Source organism: Flavobacterium sp. Root420 (genome assembly GCF_001427905.1).
In the GTDB taxonomy this organism is placed as follows: domain Bacteria; phylum Bacteroidota; class Bacteroidia; order Flavobacteriales; family Flavobacteriaceae; genus Flavobacterium.
Genome location: NZ_LMEF01000029.1, coordinates 201,135 through 220,602 on the forward strand (window position 1 = coordinate 201,135; position 19,468 = coordinate 220,602).

A 19,468-nucleotide genomic window follows, 5' to 3' on the forward strand; every position below is an offset into this window, starting at 1 on the left:
TTTCAGTCGCAGTCTCGGTGTAGAGGAGCACAGCGGTGCGTCTACACACAATAATGACTCAATGCTTAGCTTCTTCTAAAGAAAAAAATAAAACAAACAACAAACAGATATTTCATAAAAATGGAAATAAATAATATAAAAACACTCGGTCAATTAAAGGCTTCAGGATATAAGAGCATTAGCATTAAAGATGAATTGCGAAATAATCTTCGTGAAAAAATCAAATCTGGAACGCCCATTTTTGAAGGTGTTCATGGTTTTGAAAACACGGTAATTCCAGAATTGGAACGCGCTATTTTATCTCGTCATAACATCAATTTATTGGGACTTCGAGGTCAGGCGAAAACCCGTTTGGCGCGTAAAATGATCGAATTATTAGATGAATATATTCCGTTTGTTACGGGTTCAGAAATTAATGACGATCCATTAAACCCGATTTCGCGTTTTGCAAAAGATTTGATTGTTGAAAAAGGAGATGAAATGCCAATTTCATGGTTGCACAGAAGCGAACGTTTCTTCGAAAAATTAGCCACGCCAGATGTAACGGTGGCCGATTTAATTGGAGATGTAGATCCAATAAAAGCAGCGAATCTAAAATTGTCGTACGCTGACGATCGTGTGATTCACTTCGGGATGATTCCACGAGCGAATCGTTCTATTTTTGTAATCAACGAATTACCCGATTTACAAGCCAGAATTCAGGTGGCTTTATTTAATATTTTACAGGAAGGTGATATTCAGATTAGAGGATTTAAGTTGAGAATGCCGCTGGATATGCAATTTGTATTTACAGCCAATCCGGAAGATTATACCAATAGAGGAAGTATTGTAACGCCTCTTAAAGATAGAATTGGTTCTCAAATCCTAACGCATTATCCCGAGAGTGTTGCCATTGCACGAACTATTACAGAGCAGGAAGCGAAACTGGATGAAACGCAAAGTGAAATTGTTTATGTGCCAAGTCTGGCTAAAGATATTTTAGAGCAAATTAGTTTCGAAGCACGAGACAGCGAATATATAGATAATAAAAGCGGTGTAAGTGCCAGAATGAGCATCACGGCTTTTGAGAATTTAATCAGTACGTCAGAGCGTCGTGCCTTGAAAGCCGGAGTGGATCATACGATTTTACGTTTGTCTGATTTCATCGGAATTATCCCGGCAATTACTGGAAAAGTAGAATTGGTTTATGAAGGAGAGCAGGAGGGAGCGGCTGCTGTGGCACAAAATTTAATTGGTTCTGCGATTCGAACTTTGTTTCCGGATTTGTTTCCGAAAATTGAAAAATTGGAAAAACCGGGAGAAAAAACGCCTTATTCTGATTTGATAGAATGGTTTTTTGCAGAAAGCGGTTTCGAATTGTTAGACGATGCTTCGGATGCAGAATATCAAAATATTTTAGATGAAGTAACGCCGTTAGATACTTTATTGAAAAAATATCAGCCTCAATTAGATAAAAAAGACCACTATTTCATGAAAGAATTTATTTTATGGGCTCTGGTCGAATATAAAAAATTAAGCAAAGATCGTTTTGCGCAAGGGCATCAGTTTAAAGATATGTACGGAAGTTATATTAGTAAACTATAATTTCTTACTATGAAAAAAAATCTTCTTTCATTCCTTATTTTCTTTTTGACATTCAGTTCATTTGCATGTGTTTGTGCATCTCAAAACATTACTGAAAAATACATTGAATCTGATTTTGTTGCAAATATTACGATTATTAAAATCTATCCAAATGATAAGAATTCATATCGTTATAAAGCAGATATAAAAATAAATGAACTATTTAAAGGTGTTAAACTAAAGTCCATATATGTTAATGGAAGAAGTGATGGAGGTATGGGGACATCTTGTGATATCTTTATTCCAGTGAATACAAAATTAATAGCCTATGCTCATAAAAACCAAGAAGGTTTTTATGAGGTAGGTATGTGTTCAGGACTTTTTTATTTGAATAAAAAAGGAGTAAAACCAAATCCTGAACTAGATATACTAAAAACTTTTAAATTAGAAAGAATAAATTTCACAGATAAAACTAAGTATCGTGAAATAAGTAATTCAAGTCTTGAGCTGGAAAAATATAAAGGAATTCAACTTAAAAAGAGTTATGGTATTTATGAAATAACTTTTGCTTCAAATTTAGAAATTAAAGAAGTTAAAGAAATTAGTGGATTTGATAATCCTATTGATGAAGAACTTGTTGCTATTTTAAAAAACACTAAATGGTCAAGTAATAGTCAATTACAAGTAAAAAATCAAGTCGTTGATAACACTAAATTTGTAATTGGATTTTATTATTATAAAGCAGAAAAAGGAAATAAAAGTTTTATTAGTAGTTTCTACCTCTATTAATAAATTTTTGTTTTTTATTTGTTGAATATAAAGCCATTACCAGTTTTATTTCTTCTACCTTGCTCCGTTGGCTGTATTTGCAGTTTCCCAAAAACAAAATGGAAGATGGTTTTGAAGATTTGATTGCAAGTTTTATTGAAAATAAAGTAGGTATTTCGGAGCATTTTTTAAGCAGGGAATTGGCAGATAATCTTAAACAAAATCTACTTGATTTAAATCAGAGAAGTTTATTGTCAGAAGCCGGAATAGGGAATTCGGAGAAACTCTCGTATGATGGTGCAGTTAGGAGCGATTCTATTTATTGGCTGGATAAAAAGCATAATAATGTTTTTGAAAATGCCTTTTTCGCTCAAATTGAGGCCTTCATTCTTTATTTAAACGAAAGCTGTTACGCCGGAATCACGGGTTACGAATTCCATTATTCATTATATGAAAAAGGTGATTTTTACCTGAAACATTTAGATCAATTCAAGAATAATCCAAGTCGGAAATATTCTATGATCAGTTATCTCAACAATAATTGGCAGGAAAGCGATGGTGGTGAATTAATGATTCATCAGGAAAATAATAATCAAAAAATTTCACCTACTCAGGGCAAAACCGTTTTTTTTAAAAGTAATGAATTGGTTCATGAAGTTTTGGTTACTCAAAATACCAGAATGAGTATTACGGGTTGGTTGAAAAGTGATTAAATTTATAAATGTTATTTTTGATTTTTTATAAAAATGAAAAAATGAGAATCAAATATATTTTAGAACTCGACGGTGTGAAAATAGGTTATACAGAATTTGAATATGCAGACCCACCAATGGGAGTAGTGCATGGAAAAATAATATTTGAGGAGATTGACTCTCCGTATGACCTTTTTAAAAATCACTGTAAAAAGTTTAATGTTGAAATAACTGCTGATTTACCAAAGGATCAATTAATTGCTACTTATATAATTCCTCAATTAAAAGTGTTTTTGCAAAATGGAAATCAATTGCAGGGTTGGGGAGGAGCAATTGAAGGAATGGATTCAGATGAATTTAAAATCGAATTTTCCGGAGTTTCATCTGAATTAATGCAAACGGAATTTAGACATCATCTCAAGAAATATAATGAGCAGGAATAATAAGAAGTAGATAAACCTTATTTTTGCATTCAAAATTTGAGCTTATGTTATTCCTTATCTTAAGTATACTTTGCAGTGTGATTGTTGGTGTGATATTCAAAATCACCAGAAAATACAATGCTAATCCCATTCAAATTGTAGCTTTCAATTACGTATTTGCCTTACTGCTTTGTTATTTTACTTTTAAACCTGATATAGCTCAGGTGGATGGAAGTGCTCCGTGGAATATTTACATTGCCATTGGTATTTTATTACCAATCGTTTTCCTGTTTTTAATTGCTTCCATTAAACATATGGGAATCGTAAAAACAGATGCTGCACAGCGTTTGTCTCTTTTTATTCCGATATTGGCTGCCTGGTTTATTTTTAAAGAAGAATTTAATTCTTATAAGGTTATTGGACTCTTAATAGGCTTTGTTGCCCTTTTATTCATTCTCAAAAAGCAATCAGCAAACACAGCAAACAAGTGGATTTATCCAGCGATTGTTTTACTTGGTTTTGGTGTGATTGATATTCTTTTTAAGCAAATTGCGCTTTATACCACTTTGCCTTATACCACTTCATTATTTGTAGTTTTTGATATTTCTTTGGCCATTTCCTTATTGGTTGTTGTTTATGAAACCGTCTTGAAAAAGGTAAAATTGGAAGCTAAAAATATTCTTTTAGGAGGTTTGGTCGGACTTTTTAATTTCGGAAATATATTGTTTTACCTAAAAGCGCATAAAGCATTTTCAGATAATCCGTCAACTGTTTTTGCCGGAATGAATATGGGTGTTATTATTTTAGGAAGTCTTGTTGGCTTGCTTTTTTTCAGGGAAAAATTATCCAAAATTAATTTCATAGGCCTCTTTTTAGCCTTAATTGCTATTGTTCTTATCGTTATTTCACAATTTAAGTAAATTTTTTCTGTAGCATAATTCGTTAATTTACAGGTTCTTCAATGTTAAGTTTAAAATTATTTAAAATAAACTCTACTAATTCTATAGAATTTAAGAAATATATTTATAAATTTGTCCCAACAATGAAATACTCTAGTCAATATATCATTCAGCTCATGTGTAGCACCACGTTGTGTTGCATGTTGAACTATGCAGTGAAATGGCGTTAATAGAAAATCACTTGTTAGTTATTTTTTTTTTTAGCCTTTCATGCACCATGAAAGGCTTTTTTTAGAACTATTAAAAAATAAAGAAAATGAGATCAAATAGAAATACGAATATTATGATGCAGTGTTGTCTGATAAAAATTCCATGTTGTCGAATGTGCATGTGGAATAAATAAATGCTTTTCGTAAAGAATGAAAAGGCATTTTAATGAGAAAAAAATACAAAATCAAATATTCAAATTTTAAAAGATATATACTATGAGCGCAGAAATAATTAAACAGAACCCCTTTCAATCGATGATTGACCGTTTTAATGCAGCGGCTGATATTCTTAATTTAGAAGAATCGATCAGAGAAAAATTGCAACGTCCAGAAAAACAAATTGTCGTTAATTTCTCAATTGTGCTAGACAGCGGAAAAACGCAAAATTTTGAAGGATATCGCGTGATTCACAATACAGCTTTAGGCCCATCAAAAGGTGGAATTCGTTATGATACAGCCGTAAATCTGGATGAAGTTAAGGCACTTGCAGCCTGGATGACCTGGAAATCTGCCGTAACGGGAATTCCTTTTGGGGGAGCAAAAGGCGGTATTATTTGTGATCCGAGAAAACATTCTACGATAGAATTAGAGAAAATTACCAGAGGATATACCAAGGCATTAGCTGATATTTTTGGACCGAATAAAGATGTTCCGGCACCAGACATGGGAACAGGCCCTGACGAAATGGGCTGGCTCATGGATGAATTTTCATTACTTCACGGCAAACCAATTCATGCCGTGGTAACTGGGAAACATTTACATTCCGGCGGTTCTTTAGGAAGAGTAGAAGCAACCGGAAGGGGAGTGAGTATTATTACCTTATTGGCTCTTCAAAAATTAAAATTAAGGCCTGCAAGATCTACCGCTGCGATTCAGGGATTCGGAAATGTAGGATTGCATTCGGCCTTGTTTTTATATGAAAAAGGATTAAAAATTGTGGCAGTTAGTGATGTTTCAGAAGCTTTTTATAATCCTGACGGACTTAATATTCCAGAGTTAATCCTGTATTACAACCTGAACAATAAAAACATCAAAGGATATCCGAATTCGGTTGCTATTAAACACGAAGACTTATTGCTCTTAGATGTTGATGTATTGATTCCGGCTGCTAAAGAAGATGTAATTACACAAAAGAATGCAAAAGATATTCGAGCCAAAATCATCGTGGAAGGCGCTAACGGACCTGTTTCTTCAGATGCAGATCAAATACTGCACAACAATAATGTTTTGGTTGTTCCGGATATTCTGGCAAATGCCGGTGGTGTAACGGTTTCTTATTTTGAATGGCTTCAGAATTCGCTTTTAGAGTCCTGGAGAATTCATCAGATCAATACACGTTTGGAAGATATTCTGGAAAAAGGTTTTGAAACTGTTTTCAGAACTGCCCTAAAACATAACGTAACGCCAAGAATCGCAGCCTATATTATTGCTCTACAAAAAGTGGCTGATACACAAGCTGTAAAAGAGGTAGCATTGGAAGAACCAAAATTCAAGCAGAATTAAATTTTTCTAATAAGATTAAGATTATTTTCATCAGTTACAAACTTGCGAGTGCAATTTTTTGATTGATGAAAACCTCTTTTTTCGTTTTGTATCAAATCACTATAAAGTAATCTTTAAAATGAGACATATTAATTTTCTAGCTTTCGCAATGCCTGCTTTTTTTCTTTTTTTATTTCTGGAATATAAGCTGGCACAACGCAAAAAAAGACCGGAGATTTTCAATTACGAAAGTTCTGTTTCAAACATTAGCATTGGTATTGCCGAAAGATTAATTAATCTTTTTATCGCAGCCAGTTTTTATCAACTGTATTATTTGATTTATGACAACTACAGGCTTTTTAATATTCCAAGTAACATTTTTATTTGGTTTGCCTTAATTCTCGCTACCGATTTTGTCTGGTATTGGTACCACAGATTAGGTCACGAGGTCAATTTTTTCTGGGCCGCACATATCGTGCACCATCATAGCGAAGAATTTAATTTTACGGCTGCGGCCAGAATTACTACTTTTCAGGCAGTTATTCGAACGGGATTTTGGTGTGTTTTGCCATTTGTTGGGTTTCATCCAACCATGGTAAATACAATGCTCATTGTTCATGGAGCATATTCCTTTTTTACGCATACACAGCTTATTGGCAGAATAAAATGGCTGGAATATGTTTTTGTTACGCCTTCGGTTCATGGTATCCATCATGCTTCTGATGAAAAATACCTGGATAAAAATTACGGAGATATGTTCACTTTTTGGGATCGTCTTTTTGGAACTTTCCAGCAAGAAGAAGAGAAACCAAAATACGGATTAACGCATCCGTTAAAAAGCTACAGTTTTCTTTGGCAGCACTTTCATTATTATTTTGAGATTTATGAATTATGGAGACGCTCCCTTGGATTTAAAGCCAAATGGAAAGCCGTTTTTGGAAGTCCCGCTCATATGGATCAGGATATTCGGCCAACATTAGAAAAACGTTTTTTGCAAGACAAGCAGAACCCACATCAACGACTTCGATTCAGAAACTATCTTTATATTCAATTAGGAGTTTGCACTTTGTTTTTAACCGTTTTCACTTATTATTTTGAGTATTTAAATGATTTAGATAAAGTTTTTGTATTAGCTTTTATTCTGATAACTTTAATTAATTGCGGAGCATTATTAGAACAGCGAAAATGGATTTACTATTTGGAATATGGCAGAATTTTTATGGTCACAACTTACTTTTTATATGAAGAAGATTTGACGGTATTTTTCTTTGTTCCCTTAGCGATTATGATTTTTGCCGAGCAGTTGTTTTCGCTTAGTAAACGTTATCAGAATGTGATATTGCAATTAGAATCTGAATAAAAGTTTTCCGCCACGAATTCACGAATTTTTATTTACCAAATGAGAATAATAATTCGTGAATTCGTGGCTATTTTTTTTACTAAATCGTCTTAATAGCCATAATTTTCTCCTCAAAAGTATCTTTAAAATCAGATTTGCTTTTGATTCTTGTTTTATACGTATAAATGGTAGCTACAGAAAGTTCCAGGAATTCTGCCATTTGATTGCTGTCCTGAATTCCTAATCGGTACAAGGCAAAAATCCTAAGTTCTGTGTTTAAAAGTTCCCCTTTTTTAACGATGCATTTATGATCATTCGGGAATAAATGATTAAAATCGCTCACAAAAGTGGGGAATAATTTCAGGAAGATTTCATCAAATTGATGGAAAAGATTCTCGCGTTCTTCCTTTACATTATAGCGTTTTAAACTCGCAATAACTTCATCAGTTTTTTTGGTAATAATTTTATGAAGCGTAGTTTTCTGAATATGATCAATTCTATTAATGAAAGCCGATGTTGCCTTAATGAAATACGTAATATATTCTTCTTTAATGGCATTGGCTTCACTCAGGCTAATATTCATTTCCTGAAGCTGCGCGTATGACGAAGCCATTATTTTTCTGGCTTTGTTTCTTTCTTTTAATTGTTTGAAGATGATAATTAAAAACAAAATAATGATTATGGTAAGAATGGTCAATAAAATAATGATTCTTTCGAGTTTATCATTTTTCTCTTTTACATTGTTTAATTGTGCTTTTTCGATAATCGGCAAGATGGACGAAATCTCAATTTTTCGATGTCTGGCGTTATAGAAAGTCGCATCATCCATCGCGATATTGATGTATTCGTTGGCTTTATCCAAGTAACCCATTTTAAAGAGTTCATTGGCTAAATTCCGAAGTGCAACTGTTTCTTTGGTCGCATTTTTAACATCTGCAATAGCGGCAAGTGCCAGGTAATAAATGGCTTTTTTTGTATATCCTCTTTCCGAATAAATATAACCGAGACTTGAAGTTGCAATTCCATAATAATCAGGCGGTAATTTGTAATTGTTAATCCAGTAGCTGAAGGCAAATTCGGCGCCTCGCCAATCCAATTGCTTAAATCTTTTTAAACTTTCGGCGGCCCAATATTCATTGGTATTGGTTCCAATCAATTCCAATGCCTTTTTCAGGAAATGATTTCCCTGTTGTACATAATGAATACTAAAACGCTGATCTTTATTATAATCGCTTAAATCATAATAAGCCCGGGCTTTTATAGAATAATACTCGAATTTATTCTTTTGATCGAGCTTTTTGTCATCAATTACATTCAGGGTATCAATGGCTTCTTTAAAGAGTCCGGAAGAAAGCAACACAAAACCTTCCTTAATCCGGCTTTTGGCCAGATATTCAGGCTTTTTTAAAACAATTGCTTTGGCTTTGGCTTCTTCCAAATAATAATAAGCCGAATCATATTTGAATGACTTGTACTCATCAAACAATGACATGTATGTATTGTAGAGTTGTTCGTTGTTTTGACTAACGGTAAATTTTGATATATCTTTTTTTAAAACTTCTATTTTTCGATACTTCTGTTTTAAGTAAATATCTTTTTTAAGAAGCACTTTATCTAATTCTTCCAGAACAGGACTTGTCTCTTTGGCAGTGAGAGAAAAACCTGCAATAAAAAAAAACAGAATGTAGATTCTTCGCATGGTTTTGTTTTTGGTTTAAGGTAAAAAAGTTTTGGTGAGTTTGAGTTAATTCGTTTTTTAATTTCAGGACAAAATGATAATAGATGATCATTAAATAGCTTTTAGATTTTGGTAATTCTCTTCATAACAAAGCTGTAAAATTTAGAGCATCAAACAAAAATAAGATCTAAATGTTAAATGTAGTCTAATAATTTGCAATTATACAATAAAAAGCAATGATGTGTATGTATAGTGAAAAAAATATAGACTTTAATTTACATATTATCATAAATTCTATTATTTAGATGTCAATTTTCATCTAAACAACACCTTGATTTTTGCATTTATAAAAATGTTTTAAATATTTGATTGTCAATTAATTGATTGTGAAAATATTTGAATTGCATCTTGATTTTTATCAGATATTTTTTTTTAGGTTTTTTTAACATCTAGCTTCGCCTTGTCCTTTTAAGGGATGAAAAACTAACAAACAAACCACAAATTTATGAGATGTAAAAGTATTTATTGGTTAGCTGTTATGATGTGTCTGGTTGCCATTGGCTGTGACACTATTGATGACGGAAGCTATGTTGATCCGATTACCATTTATGAGAAAGTAAATGGAGATTGGGGATTAACAAATTTGAAAATGGTAGATGAATCTGCGAAAGCAAATGCCATTGAGCCACACGAAGAAAACCTGAGCACGTATTTTAACTACGAGGATTTTAAAATCAGATTCAGCGTAGACGAAAAGAATCAGCCAACAAGTTACGAGGTTATGGGCAATGTTCCTCCCTTATTTGCTCCAAAAGGATATTGGAAATTAAGCTCCGATTTTCAGCAGACAAATGCAAGTGCTGTAAGGATTTATCTGTACAGCGATGCTCAAAAAACACAAAAAACAGATGAACTTCGATTAACATCAGTTCCGGGAAGTAGTGACGAAATGGAATTTCAGTTGGTGCATTCTTCCGGGGGAACTCCTTTTGTGTCTTATGTATTCAAATTAAATGCTATTAATTAAGTAATATGAAATCGCCATGATTCCAATTAATAAACAGGAACAAAGAATGGCGATACCATATTCCGATAAAAAACAAATATTAAATACATATGAAAAAGTTTATATATACAATTTTATTTGCCCTTTTGATGGCTCCCAATTTTATTCAGGCTCAGGAAGAAGCCGGAGCTGTAGGCAGTATAACGTCATTTCCTGTCGTGTACAAATACGATGAAAAAGTAACCTGGTACTTTGATCTTTCTGAAACCACATTTGCTAAAAATGAAGATCTTTATATCTGGATTTGGTCCCCATCTGAACCAGATGCCGGGCATTGGGAAAACTCATCAGATTTTGCAAAACTAACTCACGTAAAGGACAAAATCTGGAGTTTTACTTTAACTCCAACTACTTATTTTTCTAAAACACCAGCTGAAATTGCGGCAAGCGCGGGATTTTGGTTTCGTTTAAAAAACAAAACCGGATCAAAGCAAAGTGGTGTTGCTAATGTAGCGTATACTGATTTCTCTTCTTTTTATACGGCAAATGAGTTGATCAGAGCCTATCCTACAAAACCAACAATCGACAAAGGAGTTAGTATTTTGTTTAATGCCAATTTAGCTCCGGGTTTTGCAGGCGCGACAAGCGTTCACATGCATAGTGGTTTAAACAATTGGGATATTAAACAAGAATACCAATCCTGGCTTCCGGATATCGTAGAAAAAACAAAACTAAAAGATTTAGGAAACGGTTTTTATAAAATGGATCTGGTTCCAAAAGAGTATTACAATGCACCGGAGGGTTATGTAATGGAAAATCTGGTTTTCCTGATGGTGAAAGACGATTGGGCCGGAACTATTGCAGATCAGGTTTTATATGCAGGAGAATATATCCCGCCACCGCCACCGGTATTTGGATTTTTCCCTTTACAAATCAGTCAGAAAGATTTTCTGGGAATGTCACGCAAAAATAACGAGCCGGGTGTAAATAAATTAATTTATACAATTAATGCGGGCAGTAAAGTAATTTCGGGTGAATTTGCCGGTGGAACTGCCGAGATAAAAGGATTTGTCAATTTAGTTACTGAATTAAACGGAATTCCCGGTTTAACTGAAATTCATGTTTTGGTAAAAGACAATAAGGACAAAACAATTTCGGATACCACAATTCCTCTTAAAACTTTAGACAAATAATTCACTATCATATTAAAACATCAATTCTAATGAACAGTAAAAATAAAAAAATAGTCCTGCAGCATCTGTGGACTACTAAAACTGTGGTATACATGATTTTCATGCTTTTTCTTTCGGCAGGAATGTTTGCTCAGGAAAAAAAGCAGGTATCGGGTACCGTTTATGACAATACAGGAACTGTATTGCCGGGTGCATCAGTTATTGAGGCTGGAACTAAAAATGCCACCACAACAGATTTTGACGGAAAATTTACTTTGTCTGTAGCCGTAGGAGGTTCGATTGAAGTTTCATTTATAGGATCAACAACTCAAAAAGTACAGATCACATCAGCAACCAAATCTAATATAGATGTTCGCCTGCAAAACGATGGTTACCAGTTGGCAGAAGTTCAGGTTGTAGCTGTTGGATACGGAACCCAAAAGAAATCAGATTTAACAGGAGCAATCTCCACTGTTAGAGCAGAAGATTTAGTAAAAGGAACAATCTCCTCTACAGAACAGGTTTTGCAGGGAAAAGTTGCGGGTTTGAATGTTATTCGTCCTTCGGGCGATCCTGCAGCGGGTTCTAGTTTACGTTTGCGTGGAGGAACTTCATTAACAGCAAGCAACAGTCCGCTTATTGTGGTGGATGGAATTGCGGGTGTTGATATCAATGTCGTTCAGCCTTCTGATATTAAATCGATAGACGTTTTAAAAGATGCTTCGGCGACAGCCATATATGGATCAAGAGGAGCAAATGGAGTTATCATTATTACAACAAAATCGGGTACAAAAGGTGTTTCGGTTACCTATAGCGGATTATCCAGCATTGGATATGTAAACGATAATTTAGATCTTTTATCAGCCAATCAATGGAGAGGTTATGTGCGTAAAACCGGAAATCAGGACGCCATTGATTACGGTGGCACTACAGACTGGCAAAAAGCAATCGAACAAACGGCTATTTCACAATCACATACATTAAGTATTAATTCTGGTAAAACAGACAGCGGTTTCAGGGCATCACTTTCCTACTTAAACAATGAAGGGGTGATCAAAACGACAGGTCTTGAAAGATTGAGCGGAAACGTTAGTGGCTATCAATATCTTGGAGATAATAAAGAGGTGAAATTTGATATGGGTTTATTTGCCAATATCGACAAATGGCATCCGCTGGATTACAGAATTTTTGAGCGTGCCTATAATTTAAACCCAACGATTCCGGTATACGATGCCAATGGTGAATTTACATCGGTTGGAGGAACAATTTATGAGAATCCGGTAGAAATTTTAACCAACAGAACAACTGATAACGAAAGACACAGACTTTTAGGATATTTTAAAACAGAGGTTAAGTTTTTAAATGATTTTACTGCTGTTGCTAATATTTCATTAGAACATAATGCGGTTCAGGGCAATACCTACAAACCAAGTTACGCGGTTATGGAAGGAAGAACAGAAGATGGTTATGCGCAAAAAACATATGCAGAATACACCAACGCCCAGGGAGAACTTTATGTGAATTACAATAAAACTTTTGGAAAACATACTCTTAGTGCTTTAGGCGGATATTCTTATTTAGAGAATATTTACGAAGGTTTTGGTGCACAAAGAAGTGGTTTTGTAACCGATGCTTTTAGCTATAATAATTTAGGGGCCGGATACAATTACCGTTTGGGAGACGTGTATTCTTATAAAGGAAAATCAAATTTAGTTTCTTTTTATGCCCGTGCTAATTATAGTTTTGACAGCAAATATTTATTTACTGCAACAGTAAGACGAGACGGGTCAAGCCGTTTTGGAGAAAACAATAAATGGGGAACTTTTCCATCGGCTTCTGCAGCATGGAGAATTTCTAACGAAGATTTTATGAGTGCTACAAAAGGCTGGCTGGGTAATTTAAAATTAAGAGTAGGGTATGGAGTTACAGGAAATCAGGATGGGATTGGCGAATACAAATCGCTATCCATCTTAGGAGTTGGAAATGATAGTTATTACGATCCGGTTACCCAAACCTGGAGTTTGGCCTATTCCCCAAAACAAAATCCGAATCCTGACTTAAAATGGGAATCTACAAAACAATTGAATATTGGTGTTGACTTTACTTTGTTTGACAGAATCACAGGTTCATTCGAGTATTATTCAAAAAACACAGAAGATTTATTGTACACGTATGAAGTGCCTCAGCCTCCGTATTTAGTAGGGAATATGTTGGCAAACGTTGGTGAAATGTCAAACAAAGGAGTTGAGCTTACCCTGAATGCTGACATCATTAAAGGAGATAAATTTTCATGGAATGCCAATTTAACTTTAGGACACAACATTCAGAAAATCGAAAAACTGTCTAATACAACTTATGAGACAGATGTAATTTACAGTGGATCTTTACACGGATTAGCGGGTATGTCAGGACAATATGCTCAAATTATTGCTGAGGGATATCCAGTGGGAACTTTCTGGGGATTTAAAAACGCAGGTCTTGACGCTGAAGGAAAAATTCAGTACTACAATGCAGCTGGAGCTGTAGTGGCAGAAAACGCTTTAGTAGATGCAGATAAAACAGATTTAGGAAATATTCAGCCAGATTTGACTTTAGGAATCGGTATGAACTTTACCTACGGAAATTTTGATTTAGGAATTTCGGGTTACGGAATGTTTGGTCAAAAAGCATTAAATGCAACCAATATGATGCTGAACGATCCTAACAGATTACCAGCGTACAATGTTCCGGATGATTTCTTAAACAGCGGCATTACTTCAGCTCCAAAATACTCAGATTACTGGATAGAAGACGCCTCTTTCTTCAGACTTCAGACACTGTCAGTTGGTTATACTTTGCCTTTGAAATCTAAATCTTCCAAATTCAGAGTGTATGCTATGGCAGAGAATCTGTTTGTAATTACAGGTTATAAAGGGGTTGATCCGGAAATTGGTTTAAATGCACAAGATGGTGTCGATCAAACCGGATTGGCAGCACCGGGAATCGATAAGTATAATAATTATCCTAGACCAACAACGATTTCTGTTGGATTAAATTTTACGTTTAATAACTAAGCGATTAACTCAAAAATAGAACAAATGAAAATCAAAATAACAGCAGCACTATTAATAAGCATGCTTTTTACGATATCATGTACCAATTTGGATGAACAATTATATGATAGGGTAGAAGACGGGGATTTTGGAAATACACCCAAAGAAATTGATGCATTAGTTGGGGGCGCGTATTCTTCATTAAGAGGATTTGCAGATGCGATATCCAATAATTATCCAACCTGCGAGTATGTATTCTTTTTAAACGAAACGGTTTCTGATGAAGCTACAATTCCTACCAGAGGAACAAACTGGTACGATGGAGGTCAATACCAGGATGCGCAAAAACACACCTGGAAAGCAGATAACCGTATGATTCTTTCGGCCTGGCGTTACAATTACACCGGAATTGCAAAGATCAACTCGATCATTTATCAAATAGACAAATCATCTTTGACAGCTGCTGCAAAAGCTCCAATTTATGCCGAATTAAAAGCCTTAAGAGCGTATTACTATTATAATCTTTTGGATTTATTCGGAAATGTGCCAATCGTAACCAATTTTGAAGATACGGCATTGCCATCCAATTCTACCCGTAAACAAGTTTATGATTTTGTGGAGAAAGAATTGCTGGATGCTATTCCGCACTTAACGGCAAATGTGGTGTATTCTAAATTCACAAAAAATGTGGCCTATTCATTATTGGCAAGATTGTATCTAAATTCTCAGGCTTTTATCGGAACGGCGCGTTGGCAGGATTGTATTAATATGTGTCAGAAGGTAACAGGTTATACGTTATCGCCTGATTTCTTTGCCAATTTTGCAACTGAAAATCAGAAATCACCTGAAATCATTTTTGCCATTCCATACGATTCAAAAGCAGGAACAGTAGGAAACTATATGTCATCCATGTCCTGTCATTACTTGCATAAACTAACGCTTTCGCCAGTTGGAGATTATCCTTGGAGTGCTAACGGAATGTGCGCACAGCCCGGAGTTTATTCTGCTTTTGCAGACACAGACAAAAGAAAGAAATGTATGATTGCCGGAGATCAGATCAATTTAGCAAACGGGCAGGTTATCATAATGGATAGCGGAGAACCTTTGACTTATACTGAAGAAGTAAATAGTGTTGCCGATGCAAAAGAAAATCAGGGCGTACGTTTAGGTAAATATGAAATGAAAGCGGGAGAGCAATGGGAGCGTGATCATGACTTAGTTGTGATTCGTTATGCTGAAATTTTAATGATGCAGGCAGAATGTTACGTTCGTTTGGGATCTGCAGATTTGGCAAAACCATTTATACAACAAATAACAGCGCGTGCCGGAGAAGAAATGCCTGCAACGATAGATCTTAATTTTATTGATAAAGAACTGCTTAAAGAATTCACTTTTGAGGGAAGAAGAAGAACGGATAACATTCGTTTTGGAACATTCTTCCTGCCATGGTGGGAAAAAGGAACAACAGAAAAATACAGAGCAATATTCCCTATTCCAAGCAGTGTTTTAACTACAAATAAAAACCTGGTACAGAATCCCGGGTATTAGGTTATTGGATGTTCAGTCTTTCATGTTGGTTAGTGGCGGAAGGCTGACATGTTTTATGTTTATTTTAAACATATAGAAACATAGATTTTATATTTAAAAATTAATAAAAAAGAGAATAAAAAGAAACTAGTTTCTCACACATAGCTATGTGTTTTGATGCAAGTGAAACGCCTTTTTGGCTATGTAAACTATGCTTCTATGTGTTTAATAATTGCACATAGTGAATTGGAAAAACATTCCTATTCTATAAAAAATAAATAAATCTATATGAAAAGATACATCACATTATTGTTTTTTGGTGTCATGAATGTTTTAGTCGCCGCTGGCTGCAGCAGTGACGACAAGGGTGCAGATCAACCCACAGAACCAGAAACAATTCAGCCTGTTGCGATTGAAAAAACAAATAGCTCCAAAATTTATGTGCATTACATGCCCTGGTTTGAAACCAACGAAAGCAGTGCCGATAAAAAATGGGGCTATCACTGGACAATGGCAAACAAAAATCCCAATACAATAGGCGCCAACAATAGAAGAGAAATCGCATCGTATTATTACCCACTAATTGGTCCTTATCATTCAGGCGATAAAAATGTGATTGAAAATCATTTATTATTGATGAAATATTCAGGAATTGATGGTGTTTTGATCGATTGGTATGGCACTTATGATGTGAATGATTACAGAATGGTAAAAGAAAACACAGAGCAATTGATTGCCATGTTAGACAAAGTGGGACTGGACTACGCCATTGTTTATGAGGACAGAGTAACAACCAATGTGGTCAATGCCGGAAAAGCAATTTCGGTAACCAGCGCAGCCAAAACCGATTTGGCGTATATGGAGAAAAATTATTTTGATGATGCCAATTATATCAAAATAAATGGAAAACCATTGTTGTTGAACTTCGGACCAATTGTTTTGCAGACGCCAGCCGAATGGGCCAATGTTTTTGGCACGCTGAGGGCAAAACCTACTTTTTTAACCCTTTGGGATCAATCTGTTGAGGCTGGTGCAAATGCTTCGGGTGAATATGCCTGGGTATATAAAAACAGTACCTATCTGACTAATTTTTATACCAATACAAAACCAAAACTTTCTGTTGCCATGGGAAGTGCTTATCCTGGTTTTAAAGATTTTTATGCCGAAGGCGGAGGCGGTTCCGCCATCGGCTGGACAATTGAACATAACAATGGAGTTACACTTGATGAAACACTTGCACTGGCTAAAAATGCCAATCTGAGTTACCTGCAACTCATCACATGGAATGACTTTGGTGAAGGAACCATGTTCGAGCCAACAGTAGAATTTGGATATACATACATCGAAAAAGTGAAAGCCTTTGCCGGTGTAAAAAATACCGAACCTGTTTTTCCGGAGATTAGCAAAATGTACAATCTGCGAGTAGAAAAGAAAGGCAATACCGATGCCCAGAAAAAATTAGACAAGGCTTTTAATTATTTTGTTTCTATGCAGCCTGCAAAAGCAAAACAAGTAATAAGCGAAATAAAATAAGAGTTGTAATTAATACAATTAAATAATGAAAAACATAAAATATAGCTACTGTCTGATTCTTTTTGCATCGATTTTGATTTACGCCTGCAGTGCCAGTACTAAAAAAACATACAAAATCAGCTCTCCGGGGAAAAACACCCAATTAGTTTTTGAATTAACAGCTTCAGGTCAGCCCCAATACAGTTTTACCTCTAGCGGGAAATCGGTTATCGAACCTTCTTTGATGGGATTTGAATTTCAGGGAATCCAAAAAATGACAGAGGGTTTTGAAGTGGTTTCCACCGAAGAAAAAACATCAGATAAAACATGGGAACAGCCTTGGGGCGAATTTAAAAAAGTGAGAGATCATCACAACGAATTGATAGTTCATTTGAAAGAAGCAAAAGGAGATGAGCGTTTGGTTGATATTATTTTCAGGGTTTTTGATGAGGGAGTAGGTTTTAGATATTCTTTTCCGAAACAACCTCATTTGGGTAAAGTGAAAATCTCAAATGAAATTACAGAGTTCACTTTTAAGTCTGATAATGATGTTTGGTGGATTCCGGTGCATCGCGAAAATAGTTATTACGAAAGTACCTATCGCAAAACGCCAATCAGTAAAACCGACACAATCAATACTCCGGCCACTTTTGAAACCAAAGAGAAATTGTACGTTGCCATTCACGAAGCCAATTTAACTGATTTTGCCTCTATGACACTTTTAAAAGCAAGTTCCAAACAATACAAAAGCGAGTTGGTGCCCTGGGCAGATGGGGTAAAAGTATATGCTGAAGCGCCTTTTCAAACGCCATGGAGAACTATTGTTGTTGGGGAAACGCCTGGTGATGTTGCCACTTCTACCATAATGCTGAATCTGAACGAACCTTCAAAAATTGAAGACCTTTCCTGGATTACACCTTCTAAATATATCGGAATTTGGTGGGGAATGCATTTGGAGAAATTCACCTGGGGGAAAGGTGCAAAACATGGGGCTACAACTAAGAATACAAAAGAATACATTGATTTTGCTGCTAAAAACAATTTTGACGGCGTTCTGGTAGAAGGCTGGAATGAGGGCTGGGACGGCGACTGGACTGCCGATGGAAGCGCCTTTAGTTTTGTAAAAGCCTATCCCGATTTTAATCTGGAAGAAATAACCAAATATGCGGCCATTAAAAATGTTCGTTTAATTGGGCATCATGAAACGGCAGGGGCTACGAAAAACTATGAAAGCCAATTGGAAGATGCTTTTAAACTCTATCAGAAAATGGGCGTGAATTCGGTTAAAACAGGTTATGTAAATAAATATTTAGACAAAAAAGAATGGCACGACAGCCAGTATGGAGCACGTCATTACAGAAAAGTAATTGAAACAGCGGCTAAATATCATATTATGATTGATAACCACGAGCCTATGAAAGGAACCGGAATTCAACGTACATATCCGAACTTTATGACTCAGGAAGGCGGAAGAGGTCAAGAGTATAACGCCTGGTCTGTTGATGGCGGAAATACTCCGGAACATTTGACAACTTTGCCTTTTACAAGAATGTTATCAGGCCCTTTTGATTATACACCGGGGAATTTCAATTTTGATTATAAAACCCCTTCGGGAGCGAGAGTACAAACGACTTTGGCGAATCAATTGGCCTTATATGTCATTATTTTCAGTCCGTTGCAAATGGCTTCCGATTTGCCTGAAAACTATGTTGGCAAACCGGAATTTCAATTTATAAAAGAGGTGCCGTGTACGTGGTCTGATACCAAAATTTTAGATTCTGAAATTGGAGAATATACCACCATTGTTCGTAAAGACTGGGACGAGAAAAATTGGTATTTAGGTTCAATTACAAATAAAGAATCAAGAAACCTTAAAGTTCAGTTGTCATTTTTGGATGTAGGAAAAGAATACGAAGCCCAAATTTATGCTGATGGAGCAGGAGCGAATTACAAAACAAATCCATATCCGGTAACCATTTCTAAACAAAAAGTAAACAGCAAAACAGTTTTAGATATCAAACTCGCAGCTGGCGGAGGAACAGCAATAAAATTCTCTCCAATACAGAAATAATTGAGTTAGTTGAAGTTTATTTTAAGTTAAGTTTGG

The 19,468-nt window shown here is 35.3% G+C and carries 14 protein-coding genes; 13 read left to right on the forward strand and 1 reads right to left on the reverse strand.

Annotation, left to right across the window (positions count from 1 at the left end; all coding sequences use genetic code 11):
* The first annotated feature begins 120 nt into the window (after positions 1-120).
* From ASC72_RS15290 to ASC72_RS15320, 7 genes are all read left to right on the forward strand, one after another.
* Entirely contained in the window at positions 121-1,584 is a 1,464-nt protein-coding gene (locus ASC72_RS15290) for a sigma 54-interacting transcriptional regulator (protein ID WP_056192397.1), read from the forward strand.
* 9 nt (positions 1,585-1,593) lie between these two features.
* A complete protein-coding gene (locus tag ASC72_RS15295) occupies positions 1,594-2,352 on the forward strand; it encodes a hypothetical protein (protein ID WP_056192400.1) in 759 nt (252 codons plus the stop codon).
* A gap of 98 nt (positions 2,353-2,450) precedes the next feature.
* The gene (locus ASC72_RS15300; RefSeq protein ID WP_056192403.1) at positions 2,451-3,044 is read left to right on the forward strand and encodes a 2OG-Fe(II) oxygenase family protein; all 594 of its coding nucleotides are present in this window, start codon (positions 2,451-2,453) and stop codon (positions 3,042-3,044) included.
* A 41-nt stretch (positions 3,045-3,085) separates the two neighbouring features.
* Positions 3,086-3,466, forward strand: coding sequence for a hypothetical protein (locus ASC72_RS15305; RefSeq protein WP_082564352.1), 381 nt, complete (start codon positions 3,086-3,088; stop codon positions 3,464-3,466).
* Positions 3,467-3,510: 44 nt separating this feature from the next.
* On the forward strand, positions 3,511-4,365 hold the full coding sequence (locus ASC72_RS15310; RefSeq protein WP_056192409.1) for a DMT family transporter: 855 nt from the start codon (positions 3,511-3,513) through the stop codon (positions 4,363-4,365).
* 464 nt (positions 4,366-4,829) lie between these two features.
* Positions 4,830-6,116 (forward strand): Glu/Leu/Phe/Val dehydrogenase, encoded by a 1,287-nt coding sequence (locus ASC72_RS15315; RefSeq protein ID WP_241775716.1) that lies wholly within the window; start codon positions 4,830-4,832, stop codon positions 6,114-6,116.
* 118 nt (positions 6,117-6,234) lie between these two features.
* Positions 6,235-7,455 carry a sterol desaturase family protein gene (locus ASC72_RS15320; protein WP_056192412.1) on the forward strand — a complete coding sequence of 407 codons (1,221 nt, stop codon included), beginning with the start codon at positions 6,235-6,237 and terminating at the stop codon, positions 7,453-7,455.
* Positions 7,456-7,534: 79 nt separating this feature from the next.
* On the opposite strand, the gene ASC72_RS15325 is transcribed toward ASC72_RS15320, so the two are convergent.
* On the reverse strand, positions 7,535-9,133 hold the full coding sequence (locus ASC72_RS15325; RefSeq protein ID WP_056192415.1) for a DUF6377 domain-containing protein: 1,599 nt from the start codon (positions 9,131-9,133) through the stop codon (positions 7,535-7,537).
* A 484-nt stretch (positions 9,134-9,617) separates the two neighbouring features.
* On the opposite strand from ASC72_RS15325, the gene ASC72_RS15330 reads away from it, so the two are divergent.
* From ASC72_RS15330 to ASC72_RS15355, 6 genes are all read left to right on the forward strand, one after another.
* A complete protein-coding gene (locus ASC72_RS15330; protein WP_056192419.1) occupies positions 9,618-10,139 on the forward strand; it encodes a DUF5004 domain-containing protein in 522 nt (173 codons plus the stop codon).
* Between the two features lie 89 nt (positions 10,140-10,228).
* Complete coding sequence (locus ASC72_RS15335; RefSeq protein ID WP_056192423.1) at positions 10,229-11,311, forward strand: hypothetical protein; 1,083 nt, start codon at positions 10,229-10,231, stop codon at positions 11,309-11,311.
* A 29-nt stretch (positions 11,312-11,340) separates the two neighbouring features.
* The gene (locus ASC72_RS15340; protein ID WP_056192425.1) at positions 11,341-14,343 is read left to right on the forward strand and encodes a TonB-dependent receptor; all 3,003 of its coding nucleotides are present in this window, start codon (positions 11,341-11,343) and stop codon (positions 14,341-14,343) included.
* 24 nt (positions 14,344-14,367) lie between these two features.
* Complete coding sequence (locus ASC72_RS15345; protein ID WP_056192428.1) at positions 14,368-15,870, forward strand: RagB/SusD family nutrient uptake outer membrane protein; 1,503 nt, start codon at positions 14,368-14,370, stop codon at positions 15,868-15,870.
* A 267-nt stretch (positions 15,871-16,137) separates the two neighbouring features.
* Entirely contained in the window at positions 16,138-17,382 is a 1,245-nt protein-coding gene (locus tag ASC72_RS15350) for a glycoside hydrolase family 71/99-like protein (protein ID WP_056192431.1), read from the forward strand.
* A 25-nt stretch (positions 17,383-17,407) separates the two neighbouring features.
* The gene (locus ASC72_RS15355; protein WP_056192434.1) at positions 17,408-19,432 is read left to right on the forward strand and encodes a glycoside hydrolase family 97 protein; all 2,025 of its coding nucleotides are present in this window, start codon (positions 17,408-17,410) and stop codon (positions 19,430-19,432) included.
* The last annotated feature ends 36 nt before the right edge of the window (positions 19,433-19,468 follow it).

Coding starts and splice junctions, on each gene's coding strand:
- ASC72_RS15320 (WP_056192412.1), top strand. CDS start 6,235: ATGAGACATATTAATTTTCTAGCTTTCGCAATGCCTGCTTTTTTTCTT.
- ASC72_RS15355 (WP_056192434.1), top strand. CDS start 17,408: ATGAAAAACATAAAATATAGCTACTGTCTGATTCTTTTTGCATCGATT.
- ASC72_RS15345 (WP_056192428.1), top strand. CDS start 14,368: ATGAAAATCAAAATAACAGCAGCACTATTAATAAGCATGCTTTTTACG.
- ASC72_RS15310 (WP_056192409.1), top strand. CDS start 3,511: ATGTTATTCCTTATCTTAAGTATACTTTGCAGTGTGATTGTTGGTGTG.
- ASC72_RS15295 (WP_056192400.1), top strand. CDS start 1,594: ATGAAAAAAAATCTTCTTTCATTCCTTATTTTCTTTTTGACATTCAGT.
- ASC72_RS15300 (WP_056192403.1), top strand. CDS start 2,451: ATGGAAGATGGTTTTGAAGATTTGATTGCAAGTTTTATTGAAAATAAA.
- ASC72_RS15325 (WP_056192415.1), bottom strand. CDS start 9,133: ATGCGAAGAATCTACATTCTGTTTTTTTTTATTGCAGGTTTTTCTCTC.
- ASC72_RS15350 (WP_056192431.1), top strand. CDS start 16,138: ATGAAAAGATACATCACATTATTGTTTTTTGGTGTCATGAATGTTTTA.
- ASC72_RS15305 (WP_082564352.1), top strand. CDS start 3,086: ATGAGAATCAAATATATTTTAGAACTCGACGGTGTGAAAATAGGTTAT.
- ASC72_RS15335 (WP_056192423.1), top strand. CDS start 10,229: ATGAAAAAGTTTATATATACAATTTTATTTGCCCTTTTGATGGCTCCC.
- ASC72_RS15340 (WP_056192425.1), top strand. CDS start 11,341: ATGAACAGTAAAAATAAAAAAATAGTCCTGCAGCATCTGTGGACTACT.
- ASC72_RS15290 (WP_056192397.1), top strand. CDS start 121: ATGGAAATAAATAATATAAAAACACTCGGTCAATTAAAGGCTTCAGGA.
- ASC72_RS15315 (WP_241775716.1), top strand. CDS start 4,830: ATGAGCGCAGAAATAATTAAACAGAACCCCTTTCAATCGATGATTGAC.
- ASC72_RS15330 (WP_056192419.1), top strand. CDS start 9,618: ATGAGATGTAAAAGTATTTATTGGTTAGCTGTTATGATGTGTCTGGTT.